25 protein-coding genes are annotated in these 21,911 nt (G+C 38.1%); 20 read left to right on the top strand and 5 right to left on the bottom strand.

The features are described 5' to 3' along the window. Positions 1–32: 32 nt before the first annotated feature. Positions 33–1,445, top strand: a complete 1,413-nt coding sequence (gene ablA / locus LJY09_RS19915) for a lysine 2,3-aminomutase (RefSeq protein ID WP_028415115.1) — start codon at positions 33–35, stop codon at positions 1,443–1,445. A 14-nt stretch (positions 1,446–1,459) separates the two neighbouring features. Then, positions 1,460–1,738 carry a YokU family protein gene (locus LJY09_RS19910; protein WP_013058725.1) on the top strand — a complete coding sequence of 93 codons (279 nt, stop codon included), beginning with the start codon at positions 1,460–1,462 and terminating at the stop codon, positions 1,736–1,738. 35 nt (positions 1,739–1,773) lie between these two features. Here LJY09_RS19910 and dat read toward each other — a convergent pair whose 3' ends face one another. Both dat and LJY09_RS19900 read right to left on the bottom strand, forming a co-directional pair. Beyond that, the gene (gene dat, locus LJY09_RS19905; protein ID WP_028415114.1) at positions 1,774–2,619 is read right to left on the bottom strand and encodes a D-amino-acid transaminase; all 846 of its coding nucleotides are present in this window, start codon (positions 2,617–2,619) and stop codon (positions 1,774–1,776) included. A gap of 121 nt (positions 2,620–2,740) precedes the next feature. Continuing rightward, the gene (locus LJY09_RS19900) at positions 2,741–3,778 is read right to left on the bottom strand and encodes an acyltransferase family protein (protein ID WP_013058723.1); all 1,038 of its coding nucleotides are present in this window, start codon (positions 3,776–3,778) and stop codon (positions 2,741–2,743) included. Positions 3,779–4,186: 408 nt separating this feature from the next. Between LJY09_RS19900 and LJY09_RS19895 the strand changes: the two genes are divergently transcribed. The 3 genes from LJY09_RS19895 (at position 4,187) to LJY09_RS19885 (ending at position 5,722) form a co-directional block, all read left to right on the top strand. Beyond that, complete coding sequence (locus tag LJY09_RS19895) at positions 4,187–4,402, top strand: YozE family protein (protein WP_013058722.1); 216 nt, start codon at positions 4,187–4,189, stop codon at positions 4,400–4,402. 197 nt (positions 4,403–4,599) lie between these two features. Beyond that, the gene (locus LJY09_RS19890) at positions 4,600–5,286 is read left to right on the top strand and encodes a hypothetical protein (protein WP_013058721.1); all 687 of its coding nucleotides are present in this window, start codon (positions 4,600–4,602) and stop codon (positions 5,284–5,286) included. 265 nt (positions 5,287–5,551) lie between these two features. Next, positions 5,552–5,722: a YozD family protein gene (locus LJY09_RS19885; protein ID WP_013058720.1), complete on the top strand. Its 171-nt coding sequence runs from the start codon at positions 5,552–5,554 to the stop codon at positions 5,720–5,722. Positions 5,723–5,780: 58 nt separating this feature from the next. Here LJY09_RS19885 and LJY09_RS19880 read toward each other — a convergent pair whose 3' ends face one another. After that, positions 5,781–6,842: a DUF2515 family protein gene (locus tag LJY09_RS19880; protein WP_028415113.1), complete on the bottom strand. Its 1,062-nt coding sequence runs from the start codon at positions 6,840–6,842 to the stop codon at positions 5,781–5,783. Positions 6,843–6,959: 117 nt separating this feature from the next. On the opposite strand from LJY09_RS19880, the gene LJY09_RS19875 reads away from it, so the two are divergent. The 5 genes from LJY09_RS19875 (at position 6,960) to LJY09_RS19855 (ending at position 10,243) form a co-directional block, all read left to right on the top strand. Next, positions 6,960–7,214: a hypothetical protein gene (locus LJY09_RS19875; protein ID WP_080754470.1), complete on the top strand. Its 255-nt coding sequence runs from the start codon at positions 6,960–6,962 to the stop codon at positions 7,212–7,214. 6 nt (positions 7,215–7,220) lie between these two features. Next, a complete protein-coding gene (locus LJY09_RS19870; protein WP_047749946.1) occupies positions 7,221–8,054 on the top strand; it encodes a serine/threonine protein kinase in 834 nt (277 codons plus the stop codon). Continuing rightward, complete coding sequence (locus LJY09_RS19865) at positions 8,041–8,811, top strand: sporulation protein (protein ID WP_028415111.1); 771 nt, start codon at positions 8,041–8,043, stop codon at positions 8,809–8,811. Before LJY09_RS19870 ends, LJY09_RS19865 begins: the two co-directional genes overlap by 14 nt. Before the next feature lie 235 nt (positions 8,812–9,046). Further along, entirely contained in the window at positions 9,047–9,673 is a 627-nt protein-coding gene (locus LJY09_RS19860) for a phosphatase PAP2 family protein (RefSeq protein ID WP_028415110.1), read from the top strand. A gap of 246 nt (positions 9,674–9,919) precedes the next feature. Then, complete coding sequence (locus LJY09_RS19855) at positions 9,920–10,243, top strand: hypothetical protein (protein WP_013058713.1); 324 nt, start codon at positions 9,920–9,922, stop codon at positions 10,241–10,243. Positions 10,244–10,294: 51 nt separating this feature from the next. Here LJY09_RS19855 and LJY09_RS19850 read toward each other — a convergent pair whose 3' ends face one another. Continuing rightward, entirely contained in the window at positions 10,295–10,447 is a 153-nt protein-coding gene (locus tag LJY09_RS19850; protein WP_013058712.1) for a hypothetical protein, read from the bottom strand. A gap of 194 nt (positions 10,448–10,641) precedes the next feature. Between LJY09_RS19850 and deoD the strand changes: the two genes are divergently transcribed. Continuing rightward, positions 10,642–11,346, top strand: a complete 705-nt coding sequence (deoD, locus tag LJY09_RS19845; protein WP_013058711.1) for a purine-nucleoside phosphorylase — start codon at positions 10,642–10,644, stop codon at positions 11,344–11,346. A 214-nt stretch (positions 11,347–11,560) separates the two neighbouring features. Further along, positions 11,561–13,009: a SulP family inorganic anion transporter gene (locus tag LJY09_RS19840; RefSeq protein WP_028415109.1), complete on the top strand. Its 1,449-nt coding sequence runs from the start codon at positions 11,561–11,563 to the stop codon at positions 13,007–13,009. A gap of 245 nt (positions 13,010–13,254) precedes the next feature. Here the strand turns inward: LJY09_RS19840 and LJY09_RS19835 are convergent, their stop codons facing one another. After that, positions 13,255–14,421, bottom strand: a complete 1,167-nt coding sequence (locus tag LJY09_RS19835; protein WP_014458560.1) for an FtsW/RodA/SpoVE family cell cycle protein — start codon at positions 14,419–14,421, stop codon at positions 13,255–13,257. 666 nt (positions 14,422–15,087) lie between these two features. On the opposite strand from LJY09_RS19835, the gene LJY09_RS19830 reads away from it, so the two are divergent. The 8 genes from LJY09_RS19830 (at position 15,088) to yidC (ending at position 21,826) form a co-directional block, all read left to right on the top strand. Further along, on the top strand, positions 15,088–15,633 hold the full coding sequence (locus tag LJY09_RS19830) for a hypothetical protein (protein WP_028415108.1): 546 nt from the start codon (positions 15,088–15,090) through the stop codon (positions 15,631–15,633). Positions 15,634–15,793: 160 nt separating this feature from the next. After that, entirely contained in the window at positions 15,794–16,249 is a 456-nt protein-coding gene (locus LJY09_RS19825; RefSeq protein WP_028415107.1) for a hypothetical protein, read from the top strand. 140 nt (positions 16,250–16,389) lie between these two features. Next, positions 16,390–17,016, top strand: a complete 627-nt coding sequence (locus LJY09_RS19820; RefSeq protein ID WP_014458563.1) for an FMN-dependent NADH-azoreductase — start codon at positions 16,390–16,392, stop codon at positions 17,014–17,016. Between the two features lie 130 nt (positions 17,017–17,146). Beyond that, positions 17,147–17,347: a hypothetical protein gene (locus tag LJY09_RS19815; protein ID WP_099331239.1), complete on the top strand. Its 201-nt coding sequence runs from the start codon at positions 17,147–17,149 to the stop codon at positions 17,345–17,347. A 234-nt stretch (positions 17,348–17,581) separates the two neighbouring features. Further along, positions 17,582–18,079: a PTS sugar transporter subunit IIA gene (locus LJY09_RS19810; protein ID WP_098999610.1), complete on the top strand. Its 498-nt coding sequence runs from the start codon at positions 17,582–17,584 to the stop codon at positions 18,077–18,079. A gap of 37 nt (positions 18,080–18,116) precedes the next feature. After that, a complete protein-coding gene (locus LJY09_RS19805; protein WP_028415104.1) occupies positions 18,117–18,944 on the top strand; it encodes a PRD domain-containing protein in 828 nt (275 codons plus the stop codon). 178 nt (positions 18,945–19,122) lie between these two features. After that, positions 19,123–20,502: a sucrose-specific PTS transporter subunit IIBC gene (locus LJY09_RS19800; RefSeq protein WP_228307410.1), complete on the top strand. Its 1,380-nt coding sequence runs from the start codon at positions 19,123–19,125 to the stop codon at positions 20,500–20,502. Between the two features lie 505 nt (positions 20,503–21,007). After that, positions 21,008–21,826 (top strand): membrane protein insertase YidC, encoded by an 819-nt coding sequence (gene yidC, locus LJY09_RS19795; protein ID WP_014458568.1) that lies wholly within the window; start codon positions 21,008–21,010, stop codon positions 21,824–21,826. Positions 21,827–21,911: the final 85 nt, after the last annotated feature.

Here is a 21,911-nt window from a genome sequence, read left to right as displayed (position 1 = left end):
ACAATAGTAAATCTTCATAAAGGAGCGATTGTATGTTATATGATTTATATAAGCCGTCCCGACATTGGAAAGATATCGAATTATGGAAAGATGTGCCCGAGGAAAAGTGGAACGATTGGATTTGGCAATTAACAAACACAATTCGAACGCTAGATGATTTAAAAAAAGTCATTAATTTAACTCCTGAAGAAGAAGAAGGAGTGCGCATTTCAACCAAAACCATTCCGCTTAATATTACGCCTTACTATGCATCTTTAATGAATCCAGATGATCCTCGCTGCCCCGTCCGTATGCAGTCTGTTCCGGTTGGCCAAGAACTTCATAAAACAAAATACGATCTAGAAGATCCGCTAGATGAAGACGAAGATTCTCCAGTGCCAGGATTGACTCATCGCTATCCGGATCGCGTTTTGTTCTTAGTTACCAATCAATGCTCCATGTACTGCAGATACTGCACTCGAAGAAGGTTTTCAGGACAAATTGGAATGGGCGTTCCAAAAAAACAGTTAGATGCTGCGATTGCTTATATCGCCAAAACACCTGAAGTGCGAGATGTACTCATTTCAGGCGGTGATGGCTTGCTGATTAATGACAACATTTTAGAATATATTTTGAAAAATTTAAGAGCTATTCCCCACGTGGAAATTATTCGAATTGGCACCAGAGCACCCGTTGTGTTTCCCCAGCGAATAACGGAAAATTTATGTGCCATTTTAAGAAAATATCATCCAGTGTGGTTAAATACTCACTTTAATACATCCATTGAAATTACGGAAGAGACAAAAAAAGCATGTGAAATGCTTGTCGATGCAGGCGTTCCAGTTGGCAATCAAGCGGTTATTTTAGCTGGGATTAATGACAGCGTAGCTATCATGAAAAAGCTTATGCACGATTTAGTAAAAATACGCGTTCGTCCTTACTATATTTATCAATGTGATTTATCAGAAGGAATTGGGCATTTCCGCGCACCTGTTTCCAAAGGGCTTGAAATTATGGAAGGGCTGCGAGGTCATACGTCTGGCTATGCTGTTCCAACGTTTGTTATTGATGCGCCAGGAGGTGGAGGAAAGATTGCCGTTCAACCAAACTATATTATTAGTCAAAGCGCAAGTAAAGTTGTTCTGCGAAACTTTGAAGGCGTGATTACGACGTATCCGGAGCCAGAAAGCTATGTGCCTGGGCGTGCAGATGATTATTTTCGAGCTGTTTATCCAGAATCGGATGCTAAAGATTCTTCCATCGGCATCTCGGGTCTTATGAATGATGCTCAATTCAACCTTGTACCGGAAGGGTTAGGGAGAGTAAAAAGACGTAAAACATATGAAAGTGACAGTGCTCACGAAAGCCTAAAAGACAAACGTGAAAAAAGAGATGAATTAAAAGATAAAAAGTTTAAAGCTCAATTGAAAAAAGACGGTAAAAGCGACGATGCTCCATCATCTTAAGGAGGTCCTGTAATATGACTGTTCAATGCGCATGGTGCGAAGAAGAAAAAGCGGTAGAAACAACCAATACCGCATACTGGGAATTGCCAGATGGAACGAGAAGTATCGAAATTACTCATATGCCATGTATCAGCTGTTCAGGTTGCGGGATGTCATATCAAGAAGAAGAGATCATAGAAGAAGTGGAAACACAGCTGCTTCTTGTCGATACAAAAAAACTTGATGAATCCATTCGGTATGATGAGCTATTAAAAGTGCCAAGATTATTAAAGCGCAACTACTTTAAATTCTAAAAATCCGCCCCTTATTTTGTAAGGGGCGGATTTTCTTATTGATAAGCCTTTGTTCCAGCAGTACGTAGGCTGTATGCGTGCTTTAAAGCTACTGTAACAGGACGAACAGTTGGAAGTTCGACTTCGTCTATTTTCGAAACGGGCAAAAGACCAACGGACGTGCTCGTAATAAAAACTTCATCAGCGTCTTTTAAAAAGGAAGGAGTCATATTTTGTTCTCGGATTTGAATGGCTTGTTCCTGCGCACATTCCAGTACGTTAGCGCGCGTAATACCGGATAGAATTTTTCTTGTGGCAGGAGTCGTGAACAAGACGTTGTCTTTTATCGCAAATACATTGCTGCTCGACCCTTCGGTTATGTATCCGTCTTTTACTAAAATAGCTTCTTTGCACCCTTTAGAAGCCGCAGCTTGTTTGGCCAGAAGGTTAGGAAGTAGGTTCAATGATTTGATATAGCAATTAGCCCATCGTTCGTCTTCCAATAGAAGAGTGGAAATGCCTTTTTCATAGGCTTCTTCAGGTGTTTGGCGAGGATGGCGTATTGTGAGTGCTAATTGTGCAGGTACATCAGGAAATAAATGATTTCGAGGAGCAATCCCGCGCGTAACTTGAATATAAATATCAGCGTCTTTTAACGTTGATTTTTCCATTCCTTGACGAATGATGTCCTTTAGTTCCTGTCTTGAAACCGGCAGTTCAATAAAGATTGCCTTTGCACTTCTTTCTAAGCGGTCTAAGTGACGTTCAATCGAAAACGGAACTCCTTTGTATACACGAATAAATTCATAAACACCGTCTCCAAACTGGTGACCGCGTTCATCAATTGGAATAACAGCCTCGTTAATATCTCTAAACTCTCCAGCATAATATGCTAATTCCATCTTGAAAAACTCCCTTCCTTTAGATATTAAAACGTTAACATAAAATTCAGCAAAATGAAATTATTTACTTGGTTTCTCTAAAGAAAATGAAAAAAGTCATACTCCTAAAGGAGTATGACTTTTATGAAAACGTACGTTTGAATGCTAATGAAAATTTCTGAATGGCTTTTTTAGGTGTAACAAACTGAACGATGAGCTTGGTACCGGTGATGAACCAATCGACAATACGGCTACCAAGAAGCATCGTTACTAAAATGGACAGTGCGATTAAGACGATAATACCCCATGATGTTGGCTCTAGACTTTTTGAGAAGTCAGTTGTAAAGAACCATTTTAAAATGAAGCCGTGCAATAAATACACGTATAGTGATCGCTGTCCAATGCTTGTTAAAGCAAAACCGCGCGTTGGAATTAAAGCCATAAAGGCAAAAGATACAAGAAAAGCAATTCCATAGTGAGAAACGCGCATTAAAAATTCGGCCACATTGTCGTACGTGTTCGTTCCATACAGCATATCTGTGTAAGCCGTGTCGTCTAAGAAAGAATAGCTTCCAATTAATGTAACTAGTAATACGATGGATGCAATGATTCGATTTCGCGCTGTCAAAAGATTTGTAAAAGGCTCTTGTCGCTGTGACAAATAGTAGCCTAAAAGGAAAAACGGGAAGAAGACAAACATTCTGCTAATGCTTAGAATTTTATCAAATCCGTCAATATCAATGAAGCCCATTGCAAGTCCAAGCGAAATAGAGACAGTTAAGCTAATCCACATTGGGAATTTTGCAAAGAAAGGAAGCATTAATTTCCAAAAAATTAAGCTCAGTAGAAACCACATTGCCCATCTAGGAACCAAATATTGAAGCGTGTACGTTTCATCTGTATAAAGCACACTATAATAAAGAGTATAGATCGTTTGGAAAGCTAAGTAAGGAAGAGCCACCTTTGTAAATATTTTTTTGTAATATCCTTTTTTATGGAAATTTTTCGAGAAATAACCTGCTAGTAAAATAAAGACAGGCATATGGAAAATAAAGATAAAGTGATAAATGGACAGCATTCCGCTGCTATCTGTTCGGTACGGAGAAATCATGTGCCCAAATACAACTAAAAAAATTAATACGAATTTAGCATTATCAAAGTAAGCATTTCGAGTATTCATAGTATTATTTTTCCTCAACATATGCTGATGTAAACCTCCCACCAACAAGATTTATTTAAATGGCGATTATTGTTAGAATAACCTTTCACTACGGAATTAAAACATGAATTCTTCTTTTTTGCAATTACATAAAGGCTTGAGAAACCTGTCGAATCAACGCTTTTGTTATAAAAACGATGTGTTTTTGTTACAAATGTCTTTTTGAAAAAAGAAAAATATTGATATAACAATATTTATTCGTTACGCTAATAGTGAAATTTGTTTTGCAACTGTAACATGAATTTAATATTTTTTGTCCAGTAAAACACTCATATTGCAGTGTTCGACATCTACATATCACAGAAGAAAGTTGTAGATTTCTTGAAAAAATGATAGAAAAGATACACATACCGCTGGAGGGGGAGTACGATGAAATCCTTTTATCACTATATAATGAAATTCCGATCAAATAAAAAACATGATCGAATGGGAGAGTTTGCGCGAAGTGCTTATGATGATCACAGCTTCCCGAAATCTTCAACAGACTATGACGAACTGAGTTCTTATTTAGAGCTCAACGGACATTATTTATCAAGTATGACCGTATTTGATGAAGCATGGGAGCTTTATCAAAATAATGCGTGAGAAAATAAAAAGATCCGAACGATGAATCGTTCGGATCTTTTTATTTTCCTTAGCCTGTACAATAAGCAGAAAAAAATGATAGAGGGCAATAGATAATAAAGGCTTGGTTCTAAAGATGTTATACTTCCCCTTTTTTAGTTACTGCATATAATATTGTAACTTTTCAGTAGGTGTATGTTTACTAAGGAGGTGCGACGATGGCAGGGAAGAAAAAACCTAAATACGGAATTGGTGAAACAGTCGTTGTAACAATATACGGGACCGTTGGCACTATTACCGATATAAAAGTGATGGATGGGATTTTTGTATACGAAATCAACCATAGTGAAGGTCTTTTTTTAGAAGATACAATTGAGCTTCTAGAAGAATATGAAGGTCAAATATTAGTACAGGAAAGAGTAGAGCTTGAATATAAATTTTTCTTCGGCGATATCGTCCAGGTTTTTAATTATGGAAAAGAGTTATTTAAAATCATTGGTATTCGAACAGAAATATGGCGTTATAAAGAGGATTCATGGGAAGATATTGTCTATGAATTGTCACGTGTAACAGATGGAGAATGGCTTGAGGCTAGTGAAGAAGAACTCATTCTCGTAACTCCTCATGAGGAAACAGAAAATTACGCTCAAAGTGTTGATATGTTGTATTTAGGTAAAGAAATTAAAAAGACGGAGTTGCTACCAAAGATGAAAAAACAAAACGGTTCTGAAAAAGAAGAAGTGAGGTTAACTAAAGAAAAGCATGAGATTATAAACGGTCTTTTAGATGTGTACAATGATTATAAATTTTTGTATGAGCTTTTTGAAGATGAAGAATACGCTGAAGTCATGAACTTAGTGCTGAAACATTTAAAAAAGATAGCAAAATCCGAACAAGGAAAATAGCAGGTAGATGCCTAATAAATAAAAGATAGCCGAGATAGATCATCACATCTCTCTTAGCTATCTTTTATTGTGTATACGGCGATGGTAATGAAAAAAGAATGGGTATAATTACCTTTCTATTTAAACTGCTGAAATTTTAGACATACTATTGCCAAATTGTTCATAAATGTGTATAAGGTAAAACTTCAAGCAGAAGATGGAGTGAACCTATTTTTAAGAAAAATAAGGTACGCTAATCCGTTCAAACGGGATAAGGAGTGATATTGTGAAAGAAATCGAAGTGGTCATTGATACGGAAGAAATTGCGGAGTTCTTTTACAATGAACTAGTCAAGCGAGGCTATGTTCCCGCTGAAGAAGAGCTAGGCGAATTAGCGGATATAACTTTTGATTATCTCATTGATAAATGTATTATTGATGAGCAAGATGAAGAATAAAAAGATAGATACATCTGTAACGACGGGGAAACTCGTCGTTTTGTTTATGAGACAGCGGTTATGAAAAAGGATTAGCAGCTTTTATAGCGGATTGCACTTTTATATGATGCTGAAGGGGAATTTTTTTAACTGAAGAAGCGGGAATAGAGTCAAGAAGAGAAAATATGCTTTCGTCTTCAAACCAATCTTCTTTTCTTAAAAAAAGATGTACGCGGTCTCCCCAGCTCATAGTTAAAGTCGGGCTATAGAGCTTTTTGGAATGAGTTCTGTCATTTGTAAATATATCTGAATTATAATCGCTTCGAGACCCTGTATGAGGGTGTTTAAGGCTAAAGGTATAAATAGCATCATGCAAGTTTGAATAAAAAAGAAGAACGTATAGGGTTTTTCCCACTTCAATCCGTCTTATCACAGACTCAAAATGGTAGACTTTCGTTCCACATAAATCAATTTTATTACCTGAATAATAGGGAAAGACGATTTGAGTCATACCGAGAAAATTTTGAGTGTGAAACTGCCAAGAGTTAAGAACATCACGCTGAAACTCTTTTTTAAAGAGAACATTTTTTTCGATATGATACTGTTCGTTCACAATCAGGGCTATTGATAAGAGCGTTTTGTTTCTGTGCTGCCAAAAGTCATTCCAAACAGCTTTCATAAAAGAAGATATGTGAAAGGCGGGGAGTAAATGAAACAGATTGCTGTTTTGCTCTTTGCTTTTTTCATAGAGTAACAGCTGAGCGTAAGCATCATGAAATATCGCTGAGTTGGAATGTTCTAAAAACAAGAAGTATGCGTGCTGTTTCTCTGATGAAAGCAGGGATTTTATTAAGGTAGTGGAGAGATCTGTCATATAATAGCCGCCGTTTCGTGAAACTAAGTGTGCTAAAAGAGCCCAGTGAATTTCAGGGTGTTTTTGATAATAGTCCAAATAAGCTTGTGTACGTGTAACATTGTTTTGATTAGCTTTTTTTACTTTTCTTCGAATTTCTTTAATCCATTTTACATCTTCTCCAATAAAAGAGAGCGGGAGAATAGCAGGAGGTTTGTGCTGCATCATCTGCTGCAGACGAAGAACATCCTCCAATCTAATGAGGGGATTTGTGTCAGTAGAAGTCATGTTAAGCCTCCTTTGAAACGTTTAACTATTTTAAAAAAGGGTAAGGGACTTTTTGAAACCTTTATAACATTTCGTACGTATAAAGGGTAACAAATGTTAAGAAAAGAGGTTTTCTTTATGTTCAGAAAAATATTTGAATCATTAACTGGATCTAAACATCGCCGCTACAGCAGCAGTGATCGACACTACCGACGTCCACGCCACTACAGCAGCAGTGATCATCATCACAGACGTCCGCGTCACCATAGCAGCAGTAGCGATTATAAACGAAGCAAATATTATGACAGCCACAGTCATTCAAAATATGGTCATCACCATTACAAGCGTAAACGCAAAAGCGGAAGCTTCTTCTCAAGCTTTTTCTCAAGTTGATTTGGAATGAAAAATCGAATGTTCAAACACTTTCATCGCTGGCTAGTTGACCGTCCTTTTAAAAAAGGAACAGTCATTTGTGAGCGCTATGAAATCATAAATGTACTGGGAATGGGGAGCTATGGTATAACATATGTTGCTAGTGACATTGTGCAACAAAAAGAGGTAGTAATAAAGCAGCTCCGCAAAACGAAGCAGCGCACGCCTCAGGGGCTGAAGTCTTTTCATTATGAAGCAAAACTGCTGTCTCAACTAGATCATCCTCAAATTCCTTCGCTGTATGAAGCTGTTGAAATAGATGAAGGGTGTTTTCTAGTGATGGAGTTGATTCAAGGAAAAACGTTTGAAGATTTAATTTTTGAAGAGAAGCGCGTATATACAGAAGAAAAAGCGCTTGACATTTTACTTGATATTCTAAAAGTAGTTTCCGTTATTCATGAGCAAGGAATCGTTCACCGTGATCTTCGTATTCCAAACATTATTGATGTTAACGGGACCATCTATGTTATTGACTTTGGTCTTGCAAGATTTTTGGGAGCTCATGAAGAAACAAGCAGCCTTATAGAAGAACAGCAGTTTATGAGACAAACATCGGTTGCAAGCGATATCTATGCGCTTGGTCATTTTCTTTTATTTTTATTGTATTCTGGTTATGAGCCGACGGATAAACAAGAAAAAAGCTGGGAACAAGAGCTAAGCTTGTCGGCGCCCATTAAAACCATCATTCAAAAAATGCTGAGAGCAGATGAAGCGTATGAAAGTATTAAAAGTTTACAAAAAGACATTTATGACTATATAAATAGTAAGAACTCGGGGAGGGAAAAGCATGGCGCTATTTAATAAAGCGTTAGCCCGCATTGGAATTGGTGCAGCGCGAGTGGATGCTAAGCTTGTCAATGATGAATTTCGTGCTGGTGAAACGATTGAAGGGATTGTTGAAGTGTACGGCGGAAATGTTGAGCAGAAAATTGACAGCATCTATCTGCGTCTATTCACAACCTATGTAAAAGAAAGAGACGATAAAAAATACAAGCAGGACATTGAACTTAATACGTTTAAGATTAACGACCCGTTTACGATCCAACCATCTGAAACCAAGTCTATTCCTTTTACCTTTCAGCTGCCTGATGATACGCCTGTTACATTAGGGAGAACCCGAGTGTGGGTGGCGACGAGCCTCGATATTAAAGATGCGGTTGATCCGTCGGATATTGATCATGTAAAAGTGCTCCCTAACCTTATGGTAACAAGCACAATTGAAGCGATGGAACAGCTTGGCTTTCGCTTGCGCCAAGTCGAGTGCGAAGAAGCTCCTCGCAGGATGAGAAAAAGACTTCCTTTTGTTCAAGAATTTGAATTTGTTCCAAGCGGTGGAGTGTACGCTGGGAAAGTAGATGAAATTGAAATCATCGTGCAGCCGAGCGGCTTACATGACTACGATTTATTTATAGAAGTAGATCGACGGGCCAGAGGGTTTGGGGGGTTTTTATCTGAAATGCTGGATGCAGATGAGTCGCTCGTTCATGTTCATGTTTCTGAAAAAGAAATTCCTCAGTTAAAAAATAGATTAACCAATATTATTTCACGCTATAGCTAACGTGCATAGCTCTCCTTTATTTTTCGTATATTAAAGACAGTAAAAAGAAAGGAGAGAGGTATATGCCGCAATCAAAACAAACGAAAAAAATAAATGCAAAAGAGGAATTTTCGGCTGAATTTGTCGTTCATCAAGCTCCCAAGCCGGAAGACTATATTCAGCCAAAACGTGTGAATAAGTAAAGCATGTAGCACGCTACATGCTTTTTCTTTTAATAGGTTGGAGGAAATAAAAAATGGTAAATCGCACTACAAAATATTCTCTATTTATTGTATCGCTTTTAGCTTTCTTTTTACTCATTTTATTTACGTTTAATACACCTTGGGTGAAACAGCTTGACTTTAATGTACTTCATACCATTGAAGGATGGAGGACGGATACGTTAACACCCATCATCATATTTATAACAACTGTAGGATCTTGGTATGTCACTGCGCCAATATGGTTTGCCATTATAGTATTTCTTCTTTATAAACGAAAAGGATTGCTCGCTTTATATATCACGCTTGTTTTTTGGGGAGTTCGCGCTTTAAATTGGGGATTGAAGGAGATTTTTGCAAGACCAAGACCTGATTGGAGTCAAGTCGTTCCCGCCTCTCACTATAGTTTTCCGAGCGGACATGCCATGAACTCAATGGCGTTTTACAGCGGAGTGCTTTTGTTAATATGGATGTATACAAGAAGCAGGGCTATTAAAACGGCAGCTGCATGCGTAATTGCTATTATTATTTTATTAATTGGATTTAGCCGTTTGTATTTAGGCGTACACTTTTTAACGGATATACTAGCTGGATATTGTGTAGGACTTGCTTGGTCATTAGGAGTCTACCTCCTTTCTAAGCGCCTATATAACCAAAAATAGGAGCAATGGTTACATTTTTTTCGTTAATATTTCATTTTGTTTAAGTAGGCCTATTGATTCATCCATTCAAAAACAACTAATGATAAAATGGGAAACAAATATTTTATGTACATGTTTAATAAGAAAAAACTAGTAATTTCGACAAAAAACGTTTTGATTCGATAAAGGGTTTTCGGATTTTATCACTAATTATATAAGAATACATGACGTAAAAGAGTAAATACTTGCTTTTGGGTGGAGGGAAGAATGTTGAGTGTGTGGACCACAATAAAAAAACAATTTAATATTAGCACAGAATATGATGTAACCATTATGCAAACAGAAGAAAAAGGTGAAAAGCGCGGATATAAGCCTGTCCATCGTCTAACGATTACAGCATTCGATCATCAAGACGCAGCAACACAAGTATTTCAGATGTTTAATATTGCTGATAATTTGCCAAAAGATTGTGATGCGAGATTTATTAGCACAGGCGATATTTTGTTAATTGATGAAGGTACTCGAGGGAAGTATTACTACAAGCTATGGACAGACGGATGGCAAAAAGTGAATCGCCTGCACGTACGTTAAACATAAGGTAAAAGCGACCTATCTGGCCGCTTTTTATTTATATGTTGACTCTTAGTAATCACGAGTATGATGACCAGGGCCATTTTTTCGGTTTGTTGCTGAATATTCATCTCCATGGGCTTCATGTTCTGCTATAATTGCTTCTTTTGGAATGTGATTATTCTTTTTAGGCGAATTAATTCGGTTGCGATGTTTTTTCCCCATACATATCACCTCAGCTAAAGTTAGTAAATCCCTTGCGCTATTAGCGTACCCTTATATAAAAAGACATACTACGCCATTTTTTGGGCAGTATGTCTTTTTATTTTTGACGCATAATGTTAGAAGTAAATAGACATGCAAGGGATACAATATGGTATAGTGAAAGCGTAAGATTTTTTACATATAGGAGGTACGAAATGAGCGTACATATTGGGGCAAAACAAGGTGATATTGCAGAAACAATTTTACTTCCAGGTGATCCACTTCGTGCAAAATACATTGCAGAAACGTTTTTAGAAGATGTAACTTGCTATAACGAAGTGCGCGGTATGCTTGGATTTACAGGAACATATAAAGGAAAGCGCGTTTCTGTTCAAGGAACGGGAATGGGTGTACCATCGATTGCTATTTATGTAAATGAACTAATGAATGAATATGGTGTTCAAAACCTAATTCGCGTGGGTACATGCGGAGCAATCCAAAAAGATGTAAAAGTACGTGACGTTATTTTAGCCATGTCTTCGTCAAGTGATTCACAAATGAACCGCGTTAAATTTGGTCCTATTGACTACGCACCGACAGCTAACTTTGATTTATTAAAGCGCGCTTACGATGCAGGTGTTGAAAAAGGCCTTCAGTTAAAAGTAGGAAGTGTATTTACATCTGATCAATTTTACAATGAAGACGGCCAGCTAGAAAAATTAGCAGCTCACGGCGTATTGGCAGTTGAAATGGAAACGACGGCTCTGTATACGCTAGCGGCTAAATACGGCCGTAATGCTTTGTCGGTTTTAACAGTAAGTGATCACATCTTCACTGGTGAAGAAACAACGTCAGAAGAACGTCAAACGACGTTCAACGATATGATTGTTGTTGCGCTTGAAGCAGCAATTAATGAATGAACATAATTTCATTTATTTGCTGAATGGAAGCGAAATGCTGCCGCGTAACAAATAAAAAGACGAGAAGCAATCAAGCTTCTCGTCTTTTTATTTGCGAAAATTAATTGTTTCCAAATAGGAAATTGTATGGTACGATTTGATACGTTAAAAACGGCCTTGATTTTCGTGAAAGTCGAAAATCGTATAAAAAATTCATAAGAGGTGATAAACCATCATGATGGCAAGTATTAAACAGCAGTGGTTTTCAAATGTTCGAGCAGACATTTTGTCAGGGATGACAGTTGCTCTTGCGCTTATTCCAGAAGCCCTTGCTTTTTCCATTATCGCCGGTGTCGATCCTATGGTTGGTCTGTATGCATCTTTTTGTATGGCAATTGTGATTGCTTTTACAGGTGGAAGACCAGCTATGATTTCAGCTGCAACAGGAGCAATGTCTTTATTGATGATTAACTTAGTCAAAGATCATGGCATTGAGTATTTATTTGCAGCTACTGTTTTAACCGGAATTATTCAAATTTTACTTGGTGTTTTGAAAGTAGGAAGGTTTTTATCGTTTCTTCCTCAAACAGTGATGATTGGCTTTGTAAATGCGCTCGGTATTTTGATTTTTACCGCACAGCTTCCGCATTTTGAAGGAGCAAATTGGATGATGTACGCAATGGTAGCCGGAACGCTGCTCATCGTCTACTTATTTCCGCTCATGACCAAGGCAATACCATCTCCGCTTGTTGCGATTGTCTTGATGACGATTGTAGCGATTGTCTTTCATTTAGATTTAAAAACGGTAGGAGATATGGGGAATATTACGCGTTCATTGCCGGTTCTTCACTTTCCAAAGGTTGATTTATCAGTGGAGACACTGCTCATCATTTTACCTTATTCGCTTCCTTTGGCGATTGTAGGCCTACTTGAATCTATGCTAACGGCAACGGTACTGGACGAAATTACAGATACGCCTTCGAATAAAAATAAAGAAGCGCGCGGTCAAGGCATTGCTAATATTGTAACAGGTTTCTTTGGAGGAATGGCTGGCTGTGCCATGATTGGACAATCTATGATTAATGTAAAATCAGGGGGACGTGGAAGGTTATCTACCTTAGTCGCCGGAGTCTTTTTATTGTTCTTAATTATGGTGCTTGGCGATGTTGTTAAACAAATTCCAATGGCTGCTCTTGTAGGCGTTATGTTTATGGTAGCTGCCGGTACATTTGATTGGCAGTCCCTTAAAGACTTAACGAAATATCCGCTATCGGATGCCATTGTAATGGTTGTTACGGTGGTTATCGTATTGTTTACACATAACTTAGCATTAGGAGTAATGGTAGGTATTGTTTTAAGTACGATTGTATTTGGCTGGAAGATGGCTAAAATCAAAACAACTTCACAAAAAGAAGGCAATATGAAGCAATACAGGGTTTCAGGGCAATTATTTTTTGCTACCATCAGTTTCTTTATGGATGAATTTCAGTATGAAACAGACCCAGATACCATCATTATTGATTTTAGTTCTTCTCATATATGGGATCAATCGGCCGTGATCGGCATCTCAAAAATTATCGATAAGTATGAGCGATTGAATAAAAAGGTTATTGTAAAAGGATTAAATGAAGACAGTAAAAAAATCGTTAGGCAGATTGGCTTAACGTCGCTGTCGAACAAGTAAAAAAGGTGTGCAGTAGCACACCTTTTTTACTTGTTTCGTTTTAGTAGCTGTATGAGCCAGGTGGAAAAAGAAGTTGTAGATGAAGGTGCGGATGTCTGTTTTAACAAAATAGCATAGGCTTTGCGACGATATTGGTAATCAAGCATGCATATCTACTCCTTTTAAAACAGATTTTGAAAGCGTTTTCTTTATTGTAGCATGCTTAATAGGGAGATAAAAGAAAAAAGAGAGACCATTGTCTCTCTTTAATCATTTCCAAACATATAGCGTTTGTGATGCCATGAGATTCCAAACATCAGACCCATTGCAAACATGTTCCCCATCAGTGAACTACCTCCATATGAAATAAAAGGAAGTGGAATTCCGGTAATAGGTAAGACTTGAATGGTCATACCGATATTTTGAAATACGTGGAACGTAAGCATTGAAATAACGCCTACACATAAGTAAGAATTGAATTCATTTTTTGTTTCAAGCCCTAGCTTGATCAAGTAATAAACGAGTACGAAGAAAAGACTAATAACAATGCTGGCGCCTATAAAGCCAAACTCTTCTCCAATAACCGCAAAAATAAAGTCGGTCTGTCCTTCTGGCAAATAGACAACTCCATTTCCGATCCCTTTACCGTTTACCATTCCTGACCCAATCGCATCTAACGATTTCTTTAAATGATAGCCCTCTCCGGAACTATACGACTCAGGATCAAGCCAAGAATAAATACGTCCAAATTGGTATTGCTTAACCCCTAAATACTTTTCTAATAAGTTAGGTGCATAAACAACAAGTCCCAAAATAACAGAACCAACCGCTGTAATACCTAAAAATGCAGGCGCGATGATTTTCCAGCTTACGCCTGAAACAAATACAAGTCCAACTGTGATTGCTAAGAACACAAGAGCGGTACCTAAGTCAGGCTGCTGCATGATTAACAATAAAGGTAAAGCAAGTACAGCGCCTAGTTTACCAAGCAGTAAAAAGTCTTCTCTTACTGTTCGGATACGATATTTTTCATTGTGTTTAACAATGACCGTACTCAGTGTGATAATCAAAAACACTTTCATAAACTCTGATGGCTGCAACGAGAAGCCGGGAAGTGTGAACCAACTTTTTGCCCCGTTAATTTCTCTGGCAATACTTGAAGGAGCCACTAGTAAAAGAAGCAATAAAAAGTTCCCAAATCCATAAAAAACCCACGTTAGCTTTTGAAGCTGATCGGAGTCAAAACGCATGACAAATCCTATAATCACCATTCCAATAATATAAAAAACAACTTGTTGCGCTACGAAGTTCTTATCATACTGCCCAATTTTTTCAGCACTATGGATTGCCACAACGCTTACGCAAAACAATAGGAAGATTAGGAAAGCCAAGTTCCAGTCAAATCTACTAACATTTCTTTGATTTTCACCCATATTATTCACCTGTCACTATTAAATCTCATTCTTTCTTTATGATAAAAGAAAAATGCTGGTTTTTAATGCAAAGTCGATTAATGAAGAGTCGCACTAACCCCGCTTTGCAGTTTTTGCTTTGAATATAGACTTGCTAAAAGTAAGAAAAGATATGTCGCAAGCTGCGTTACCATACAGCCTTTTATTATACATGAATTATTCTATAACATAAATAGGAGAAATGATAACAATTTCTTTTTTCTAAAAACTCTATTTGTAAGGATTGATTCAATTCATCTTCTTTATCTCCTTAAAGGTTAATATGAAAACATACTATAGGAATTTATCTTTTTTTGCACGTGAAAAGATAAAGAAACGTGTATATATATAACGAAAGAAAGGGGCAAATAGTTTCATATGAACGACTGAAAAATTCTAAACTGCGAGGACTAAATCTAGCAAGCTATACATATGAATAATAGTAAAGGTAAGAGAAAGTGTTCTACACTATCTTTTTCTACATGCAGACATTCAACTTCTTAGCTCCCTACAAGTAAACAGTCATAGTCTACTTTCTTACTGATGAACGTATGGAAGGCATGGGGTAGATTACCGAATAAGAGACACAGGATATTAGGAAAATAATAGATAGAGATTAATAGAATCATAACGTAGAGAGGTGTGTTTATGATTATAGGGGCAAGTTTGACAGCATTTTTATTATTATGGTGGACAATTTTTTATAGCGGGCGCTACCATCATTATGTTTCAGAGCCTGTTGGCAAAAGAATTTCCCTTCACGTAGGAATACATGTTACCTTAGTGGTTGGAGTGAATGCATGTCTCTGGCTTGAGCAGCCGCTGCTTTTTTCTAGCATTTTAGCAGGGTGTGCAGGACTAGGAGCCGGATGGTTTGTGGGGATTCCTTTTTCGGTAAAAAGTATTTTAAGCGGAATAATGGGGGGCATAGGAACGAGTGTTAGTTTTTATATCTCTATGAGTATGTGGATAGATCAATTTAACTCGCTGTCTTTTTTATTGATAGGAACGAGCGTTATTTTTAGCGGAAGCTCGTTATTTCAAGTGTTAAAATCGATTCCGTCATTTGAAAAGGTACTGGTGAAAATGTGGGTTCAACATCCTTTTCTGATAGCGCCTATTTTGATTACCGTATTTTGGCTGTATAATTTTATTGAAAAGTATTTTCCGCAAGCAGATCCAACACGCAAGTAGTTTCCGTGTTGGATTTATTACTTTCTCCCATAAGGCTCCTCTTTAAGCTTACCAAGTTTGACATCGTTCAATTAGTCTATAGAAGGTAAAAGTAGACATTCACCTATCTTCATTATGATGCATATTGTAACGTAGCAAGCATTATAAAGGGGGAGTGCGTATGTATCCATATCAATACGATCCACGTTTTCAAAATTTGTTTCCACCTGGAGGAGGCCAAGGGTTTCCGTCGTTTCCACCTGGAGGAGGAGGTCAGGGCTTTCCGCCGCCGCCACCTGGAGGAGGAGGTCAAGGCTTTCCACCATCGCCACCTGGAGGAGGGGGCCAAGGGTTTCCGCCGCAGGGAGGAGCGCAGCCGCCTTCAAGTCCGCCGCCAGGTTTTACACCTGCACCAAAGCTAGGTTCAGGAGGTCCATCACTTTATGCTGTTGATCCAGGCGCTATTTCAGGATGCCTATACCGATACACCTATATATGGCCGAGAAATGGTCGACCTTACTGGTTTTACCCAACCTTTGTAGGCAGACGCTCAGTTGCAGGATATCGCTGGACAGGATCTTTCTGGGTGTATGCTGGGGTAGATGTGAATCAAATTCGAGAATTTCAATGTGTATAAAACTCCGCTTGCGGAGTTTTTTTGTGCGAAAAGGTTGACGCATAAAAAATGACGTTATATAATAAATCTCGAATTAAAGATAATTTGTTTAGTAATATCTCGAATTGATAATAATATACACTTTTTAGGAGATGACATTTATGGCAAATGTATTATATGTAAAAGTAAATCCACAGGTTGATGAAGCATCATTTTCAACTCGTTTAGCACAGGTTTTCTTAGATGAGTATAAAACAGCAAACCCGACTGATACAGTGACAACGCTTGATCTGTATAAAGAAACAGTTCCATTCATCGATGGAGATGTTTTAGCAGCATGGGGAAAAGCTGGAGCTGGTGAAGAATTATCAGCTGTTGAGTTAGAAAAAGTAACGCGTATGGGTGAATTAGTAGAGCAGTTTTTACAAGCTGACAAAGTTATTTTCTCAGCTCCAATGTGGAACTTAAGTTTCCCTCCACTAATGAAAGCATATATTGATAACATTTTAATTGCAGGAAAAACGTTTAAATATACTGAAAATGGTCCAGTAGGATTAGCTTCAGATAAAAAGGTAGTATTACTAGAAGCTCGTGGAGGCGTGTATTCAGAAGGCCCTGCGGCAGAGCTAGAATTTACTCAAAGCTATTTACGTACAGTAATGGGATTCATTGGTGTTCAAGATTTCCAACTGGTTGTTGCAGAAGGCATGGCTTACACGCCAGCAGAAGCAGACAATATTCTAGCAAAAGCATCTGAAAAAGCAAAAGAAGTTGCGTCAACGTTCTAATCTCAAGAGGCTGGGACAAAAGGATTTTAGACGAAGTGAAAAACGAACCACTGATCAAGATGTTTGATTAGTGGTTCGTTTTTTTTGTTACGGTGAACGTAGGTTTCATGTTTGTAAGTCTTTCTAGCAGTTGATTGGAGGGCAAGCCGAAGACTCCTGCGGGAAAAGCGGAATAGGTGAGACCCCACAGGAGCGTATGCGACGAGGAGGCTCAGCATCCGCCCGCGGAAAGCGAAGTCGTGCACGGAAATCAACTGCGGTGTCAAAAGCGGTTCGGCTCATGTATACGAGTTATTCGTCTTTAGATTGGATTCATTTGTTTATGTCTTAACCTCTTTTTTAGGTTTAAAATTTAATATCCACCCTTCAAAAGATGTATAAAGGGTTACATGAAGTGCGGCATAGAGAACGCACTTCTTATGAAAACACGCATACATTTTTATTTACAAGACAAAAAAAGCATGGTTAAATAATGACCATGTTAATGTACCATCAGGATAGGAGAAGTTTTTCTGCAGAATCATTGGGGTATGCTACAAGTACAATCTAAAAAAGGGTGATTGAGATGTTTAAAAAATTATTTGGTAATAAGACAAAATCAAAAGAAACAACCGTTCTAGCTCCGCTTTCAGGTAATATCCTGCCAATCAGCGAAGTGCCAGATCCAGTGTTCGCACAGAAGATGATGGGAGACGGTTTTGCAATCGAACCTTCAGAAGGACAAGTTGTTTCACCCGTTGCTGGGGAAGTCGTTCAGCTTTTTCATACAAAACATGCGGTAGGCTTAAAAACAGAAGCCGGTACAGAAGTATTAATACATATCGGCCTTGAAACAGTGGCAATGGAAGGCGAAGGATTCGAAGCTCACGTAACACAAGGTGACAAAGTAAGTGTAGGAACACCTCTTATTACATTTGATTTAGCGCTTATTCAAGAAAAAGCGAAAAGCATTATCACACCAATTGTTGTTACAAATAGTGATGCAAGTGAAAGTTTCGAAATTTTGGCTCAAGGGACGGTTCAAAAAGGCGAAACTGCTTGTGCAAAAGTAACGATGAAGTAATAAGCAAGGCCTTTTCCTTTAAGAAAGGAGAGCGCATTTGAAGATTTTAAAAGTGTTAAATAACAACGCCGTTGTCTTTAAGGAAGGCGGAGTTGAAAAGATTGCGATGGGTCCCGGCATCGCTTTTCAAAAAGGTAAAAATGATCTTATTAATGCTGCAAAAGTGGAGAAAGTCTTTGTCATGAAAGAAGAACAGGAAAAGTTTCAAGAACTATTAAAAAATCTTCCTGAAGAGCATATTCAAGTGGCGGAAGAAATCATTTCGTATGCTGAGCAGCAGCTTTCTGCTACGCTAAGTCATCATGTGCATATTGCTTTGAGCGATCATTTATCCTTTGCTGTCGAAAGGATAGCCCGCGGAATTTCCATCCAAAATAAATTGCTTAATGAAATTAAATCACTCTATCAGCCTGAGTATGCAATAGGAGTGTGGGCTCTTCAGCATATCAAAAAGAGGTTAGACATCACGATGCCGATTGATGAAGCGGGATATATTGCGCTTCATATTCATACGGCGAAACTGAATTCACCAGGAATGCAGCAGCTCATGATGAATACAACGATTATTAATGAAATGGTTACGATTATAAAAAAAGAGCTGAATATGGAGATTGATGAAAACAGCATGTCCTATCAGCGTCTGCTGACTCACTTGCGCTTTGCGTTAAATCGTTTAGCGCAAAATGAACCTTTTCATGAGATGGATGAAGAGATGCTCGACGTATTAAAAGTCAAATATAAAAAATCGTATCAGTGTGCTGAAACGATAAAGCAATTTGTCAAAGAGGAGTACGACATTAATTTTCCAGAAGCGGAGTTAGGCTACATCACGCTTCACATTTGCCGAATAGAGCAAAGAATATAGAAAAAAGCATTGACGAATATTGTTGCATTGAGTACAATGAAAGCGTATTAATTGAATAATCGGGATTGTGACTGGTAAAGCAGGCAAGACCTAGAATGCGCATAAAGGACAAGTGTGTCTTTTATAAGCGTGTTTTAGGTCTTGCTTTTTTTATGACATACAACAAGGAGGAAGTAAGATGGACGTAAAAGAAATTGCTAAAAAGCTTGTTCCGCTTTTGGGAGGAAAAGAAAATATTGCTAGTGCCCAGCACTGTGCTACGCGTTTGCGCCTCGTTATTCGAGATGAAAGCAAAATCGATCAAAAAGGTTTGGATGAAATAGAGGATGTAAAAGGGGCTTTTTCAAATTCAGGACAGTTTCAAATCATTTTTGGAACCGGTCTCGTTAATAAAATCCACGCTGCTTTTGTTAAAGAATTAGGCGCTGAAGAGGCTGCTGCCCCAGTAGATCACCAAGAAGAAATGAAGAAGAAGATGAACCCATTTGCCCGTTTTGCCCGCATGCTTTCCAATATTTTTGTTCCGATTATTCCAGCCATTGTAGCAAGCGGTTTATTAATGGGATTGCTCGGTATGATGAAAGCGTTCCACTGGGTCTCAGAAGATAGTGCGTTATTTGTTTTATTGGACATGTTCTCAGGCGCAGCATTTATCATTTTACCGATTTTAATCGGGTTTTCAGCTGCAAAAGAATTTGGTTCAAACCCTTATCTTGGAGCGGTTATCGGAGGGATTTTGACGCATTCGATGTTATTAAATCCATGGACATTAGCAGATGCTAAGCCAGAATATATGGATTTGTTTGGCTTAAGTATTCCGCTGATTGGCTATCAAGGTACGGTCGTTCCAATTTTATTAGCTATTTACGTGATGAGTAAAATTGAAAAGGGCCTGCGGAAAATTGTGCCGAATTCGGTTGATTTACTTGTTACGCCTTTTTTAACTGTTATTATCACGGGCTTTGTGTCACTTGTGTTTATTGGTCCTTTCGGCCGCTATATTGGAGATTTAATTTCCATTAGCCTTCAGTCTCTATACGATGTAGCCGGAGTGTTTGCAGGAATTTTGTTTGGTGGCTTATATTCAACCATTGTATTAACAGGCCTGCAGCATAGTTTTCATGCTATTGAAGCAGGGCTGCTTGCTAACCCGAAGATTGGTGTTAACTTCTTACTTCCTATTTGGGCCTGCGCGAATGTAGCGCAAGGAGGAGCAGGGCTGGCTGTTTACTTTAAGACGAAAAATGCCAAAACGAAAAAAATTGCGATTCCGGCGGCTATTTCTTCTTTCTTAGGAATTACAGAACCGATTATCTTTGGCGTCAATTTACGGCTTCGCAAGCCATTTATTGCTGCGGCTATAGGCGGGGCAGCCGGGGGAGGCTACGTTGTACTTATGCACGTAGTAGCCAATGCATACGGACTCACAGGTATTCCAATGATGGCAATCGCCGCACCGCTTGGTATGAGCAATTTAATTCACTATATCATCGGTATGATTATTTCTGTGGGTGTAGCATTCGGCGTTACGTGGTTCATGAAACTAAAAGAAGACTGAGAACCAGCGCTAAGCATACGAGAATAGAGAATGGTATTAGATTTGCTCATCATATTTTATGGTGAGCAAATTTTGTGTCGTAAATATGAAACTTTTTAAAAAGTAATACGTAGAACAGTCAAAGAGATAAGTTGATGTTGTGTAACAGGAACGTAAATGCTACACTACATATATTGGATTGTACTATTATAGTCAGAAAGAGAGCTGGCACATGGAATTTTATCACGATCTTTTTCTATATGCGCCGTATTTATCTGCTTTCGTTTTATACATCCTTTGTTATTATATGCTTCGTGAAGCTAGGTTTACGGCTTTTCATGCGGAACCTGTCACTGACCATGTGAATGCAGGGATCGATCCTTCAGTATTAACGATATGGAAAAGACGAAATGTATTTATACATGTGTATAGAAAAACACCAGTTAAAGAGAAGAATAATGATGAAGAAGATCCTTTCCTTCTGAAAAACACTTCATACATTTAGTCATTATTAGGAGGAAAGAATATGAAAAGAAATAAAAAATTATTATTGCTTGGTTTAATGGGAGCGCTTCTTTTAGCTCTAGCCGGCTGTAGCAGTACAAAAACACCGGTTACGGCTACAAGTGGCGGATTCTGGGATCATTATTTTGTTTACCCTTTATCTATGGCATTAACGAAAATTGCTGAGTGGGCAGGCGGAAGCTATGGTCTGTCTATTATTATTGCGACGGTTATCATTCGTTTAGTTCTATTGCCACTTATTTTAAAACAGCAAAAGAGCACGATGGCTATGCAAGCACTTCGTCCAGAGATGGAAAAGATTCAAAAGAAATATGCTGGTAAAAAAGATCCGGAAACACAGCAAAAGCAGCAAAAAGAAATGATGCAGCTTTACCAAACGCATAAAATTAATCCGGTTGGCGGATGTTTGCCAATCTTTATTCAAATGCCTATTATTATCGCATTTTATAATGCCATTGCACGAACGCATGAAATTGCGCAGCATTCATTCTTATGGGTAAGTTTAGGAAAGCCAGATCCTTACTTCATTTTACCGGTAGTTGCAGCGATTACGACATTCTTACAAATTCGTGTAAGTATGACGGATGAAATTCAACCTCCAATGAAAATGATGATGAACATTATGCCAATCTTCATCTTAGTAGCGGGAATTTCACTTCCATCTGCTCTTGCACTATATTGGGTAATTGGTAACTTATTCGGAATTGGACAAGGTTACTACTTGAAAAAACGTATGAGTTTATTAAAAGAAAAAGATGCGGCCAATAATGCAGCACAAGCTAAAACAAAGCCATCACCAAAATCTAAGTCAAAATCATAATATACAAAAAGCGCAGCTATCCGCTGCGCTTTTTTATTTTTTCAAAAATGTGATGAGATGAGGAGATTTGTGTAACGCTATAAAA

Source organism: Priestia sp. J2 (assembly GCF_020790095.1).
Classification (GTDB): domain Bacteria; phylum Bacillota; class Bacilli; order Bacillales; family Bacillaceae_H; genus Priestia; species Priestia zanthoxyli.
Note: the sequence above shows the minus strand (reverse complement) of the source record. Positions and strands in the feature narration are given on the sequence as shown.

Coding starts and splice junctions, on each gene's coding strand:
- ablA (WP_028415115.1), top strand. CDS start 33: ATGTTATATGATTTATATAAGCCGTCCCGACATTGGAAAGATATCGAA.
- LJY09_RS19910 (WP_013058725.1), top strand. CDS start 1,460: ATGACTGTTCAATGCGCATGGTGCGAAGAAGAAAAAGCGGTAGAAACA.
- dat (WP_028415114.1), bottom strand. CDS start 2,619: ATGGAATTAGCATATTATGCTGGAGAGTTTAGAGATATTAACGAGGCT.
- LJY09_RS19900 (WP_013058723.1), bottom strand. CDS start 3,778: ATGAATACTCGAAATGCTTACTTTGATAATGCTAAATTCGTATTAATT.
- LJY09_RS19895 (WP_013058722.1), top strand. CDS start 4,187: ATGAAATCCTTTTATCACTATATAATGAAATTCCGATCAAATAAAAAA.
- LJY09_RS19890 (WP_013058721.1), top strand. CDS start 4,600: ATGGCAGGGAAGAAAAAACCTAAATACGGAATTGGTGAAACAGTCGTT.
- LJY09_RS19880 (WP_028415113.1), bottom strand. CDS start 6,842: ATGACTTCTACTGACACAAATCCCCTCATTAGATTGGAGGATGTTCTT.
- LJY09_RS19875 (WP_080754470.1), top strand. CDS start 6,960: ATGTTCAGAAAAATATTTGAATCATTAACTGGATCTAAACATCGCCGC.
- LJY09_RS19870 (WP_047749946.1), top strand. CDS start 7,221: ATGAAAAATCGAATGTTCAAACACTTTCATCGCTGGCTAGTTGACCGT.
- LJY09_RS19865 (WP_028415111.1), top strand. CDS start 8,041: ATGGCGCTATTTAATAAAGCGTTAGCCCGCATTGGAATTGGTGCAGCG.
- LJY09_RS19860 (WP_028415110.1), top strand. CDS start 9,047: ATGGTAAATCGCACTACAAAATATTCTCTATTTATTGTATCGCTTTTA.
- LJY09_RS19855 (WP_013058713.1), top strand. CDS start 9,920: ATGTTGAGTGTGTGGACCACAATAAAAAAACAATTTAATATTAGCACA.
- LJY09_RS19850 (WP_013058712.1), bottom strand. CDS start 10,447: ATGGGGAAAAAACATCGCAACCGAATTAATTCGCCTAAAAAGAATAAT.
- deoD (WP_013058711.1), top strand. CDS start 10,642: ATGAGCGTACATATTGGGGCAAAACAAGGTGATATTGCAGAAACAATT.
- LJY09_RS19840 (WP_028415109.1), top strand. CDS start 11,561: ATGATGGCAAGTATTAAACAGCAGTGGTTTTCAAATGTTCGAGCAGAC.
- LJY09_RS19835 (WP_014458560.1), bottom strand. CDS start 14,421: ATGGGTGAAAATCAAAGAAATGTTAGTAGATTTGACTGGAACTTGGCT.
- LJY09_RS19830 (WP_028415108.1), top strand. CDS start 15,088: ATGATTATAGGGGCAAGTTTGACAGCATTTTTATTATTATGGTGGACA.
- LJY09_RS19825 (WP_028415107.1), top strand. CDS start 15,794: ATGTATCCATATCAATACGATCCACGTTTTCAAAATTTGTTTCCACCT.
- LJY09_RS19820 (WP_014458563.1), top strand. CDS start 16,390: ATGGCAAATGTATTATATGTAAAAGTAAATCCACAGGTTGATGAAGCA.
- LJY09_RS19810 (WP_098999610.1), top strand. CDS start 17,582: ATGTTTAAAAAATTATTTGGTAATAAGACAAAATCAAAAGAAACAACC.
- LJY09_RS19800 (WP_228307410.1), top strand. CDS start 19,123: ATGGACGTAAAAGAAATTGCTAAAAAGCTTGTTCCGCTTTTGGGAGGA.
- yidC (WP_014458568.1), top strand. CDS start 21,008: ATGAAAAGAAATAAAAAATTATTATTGCTTGGTTTAATGGGAGCGCTT.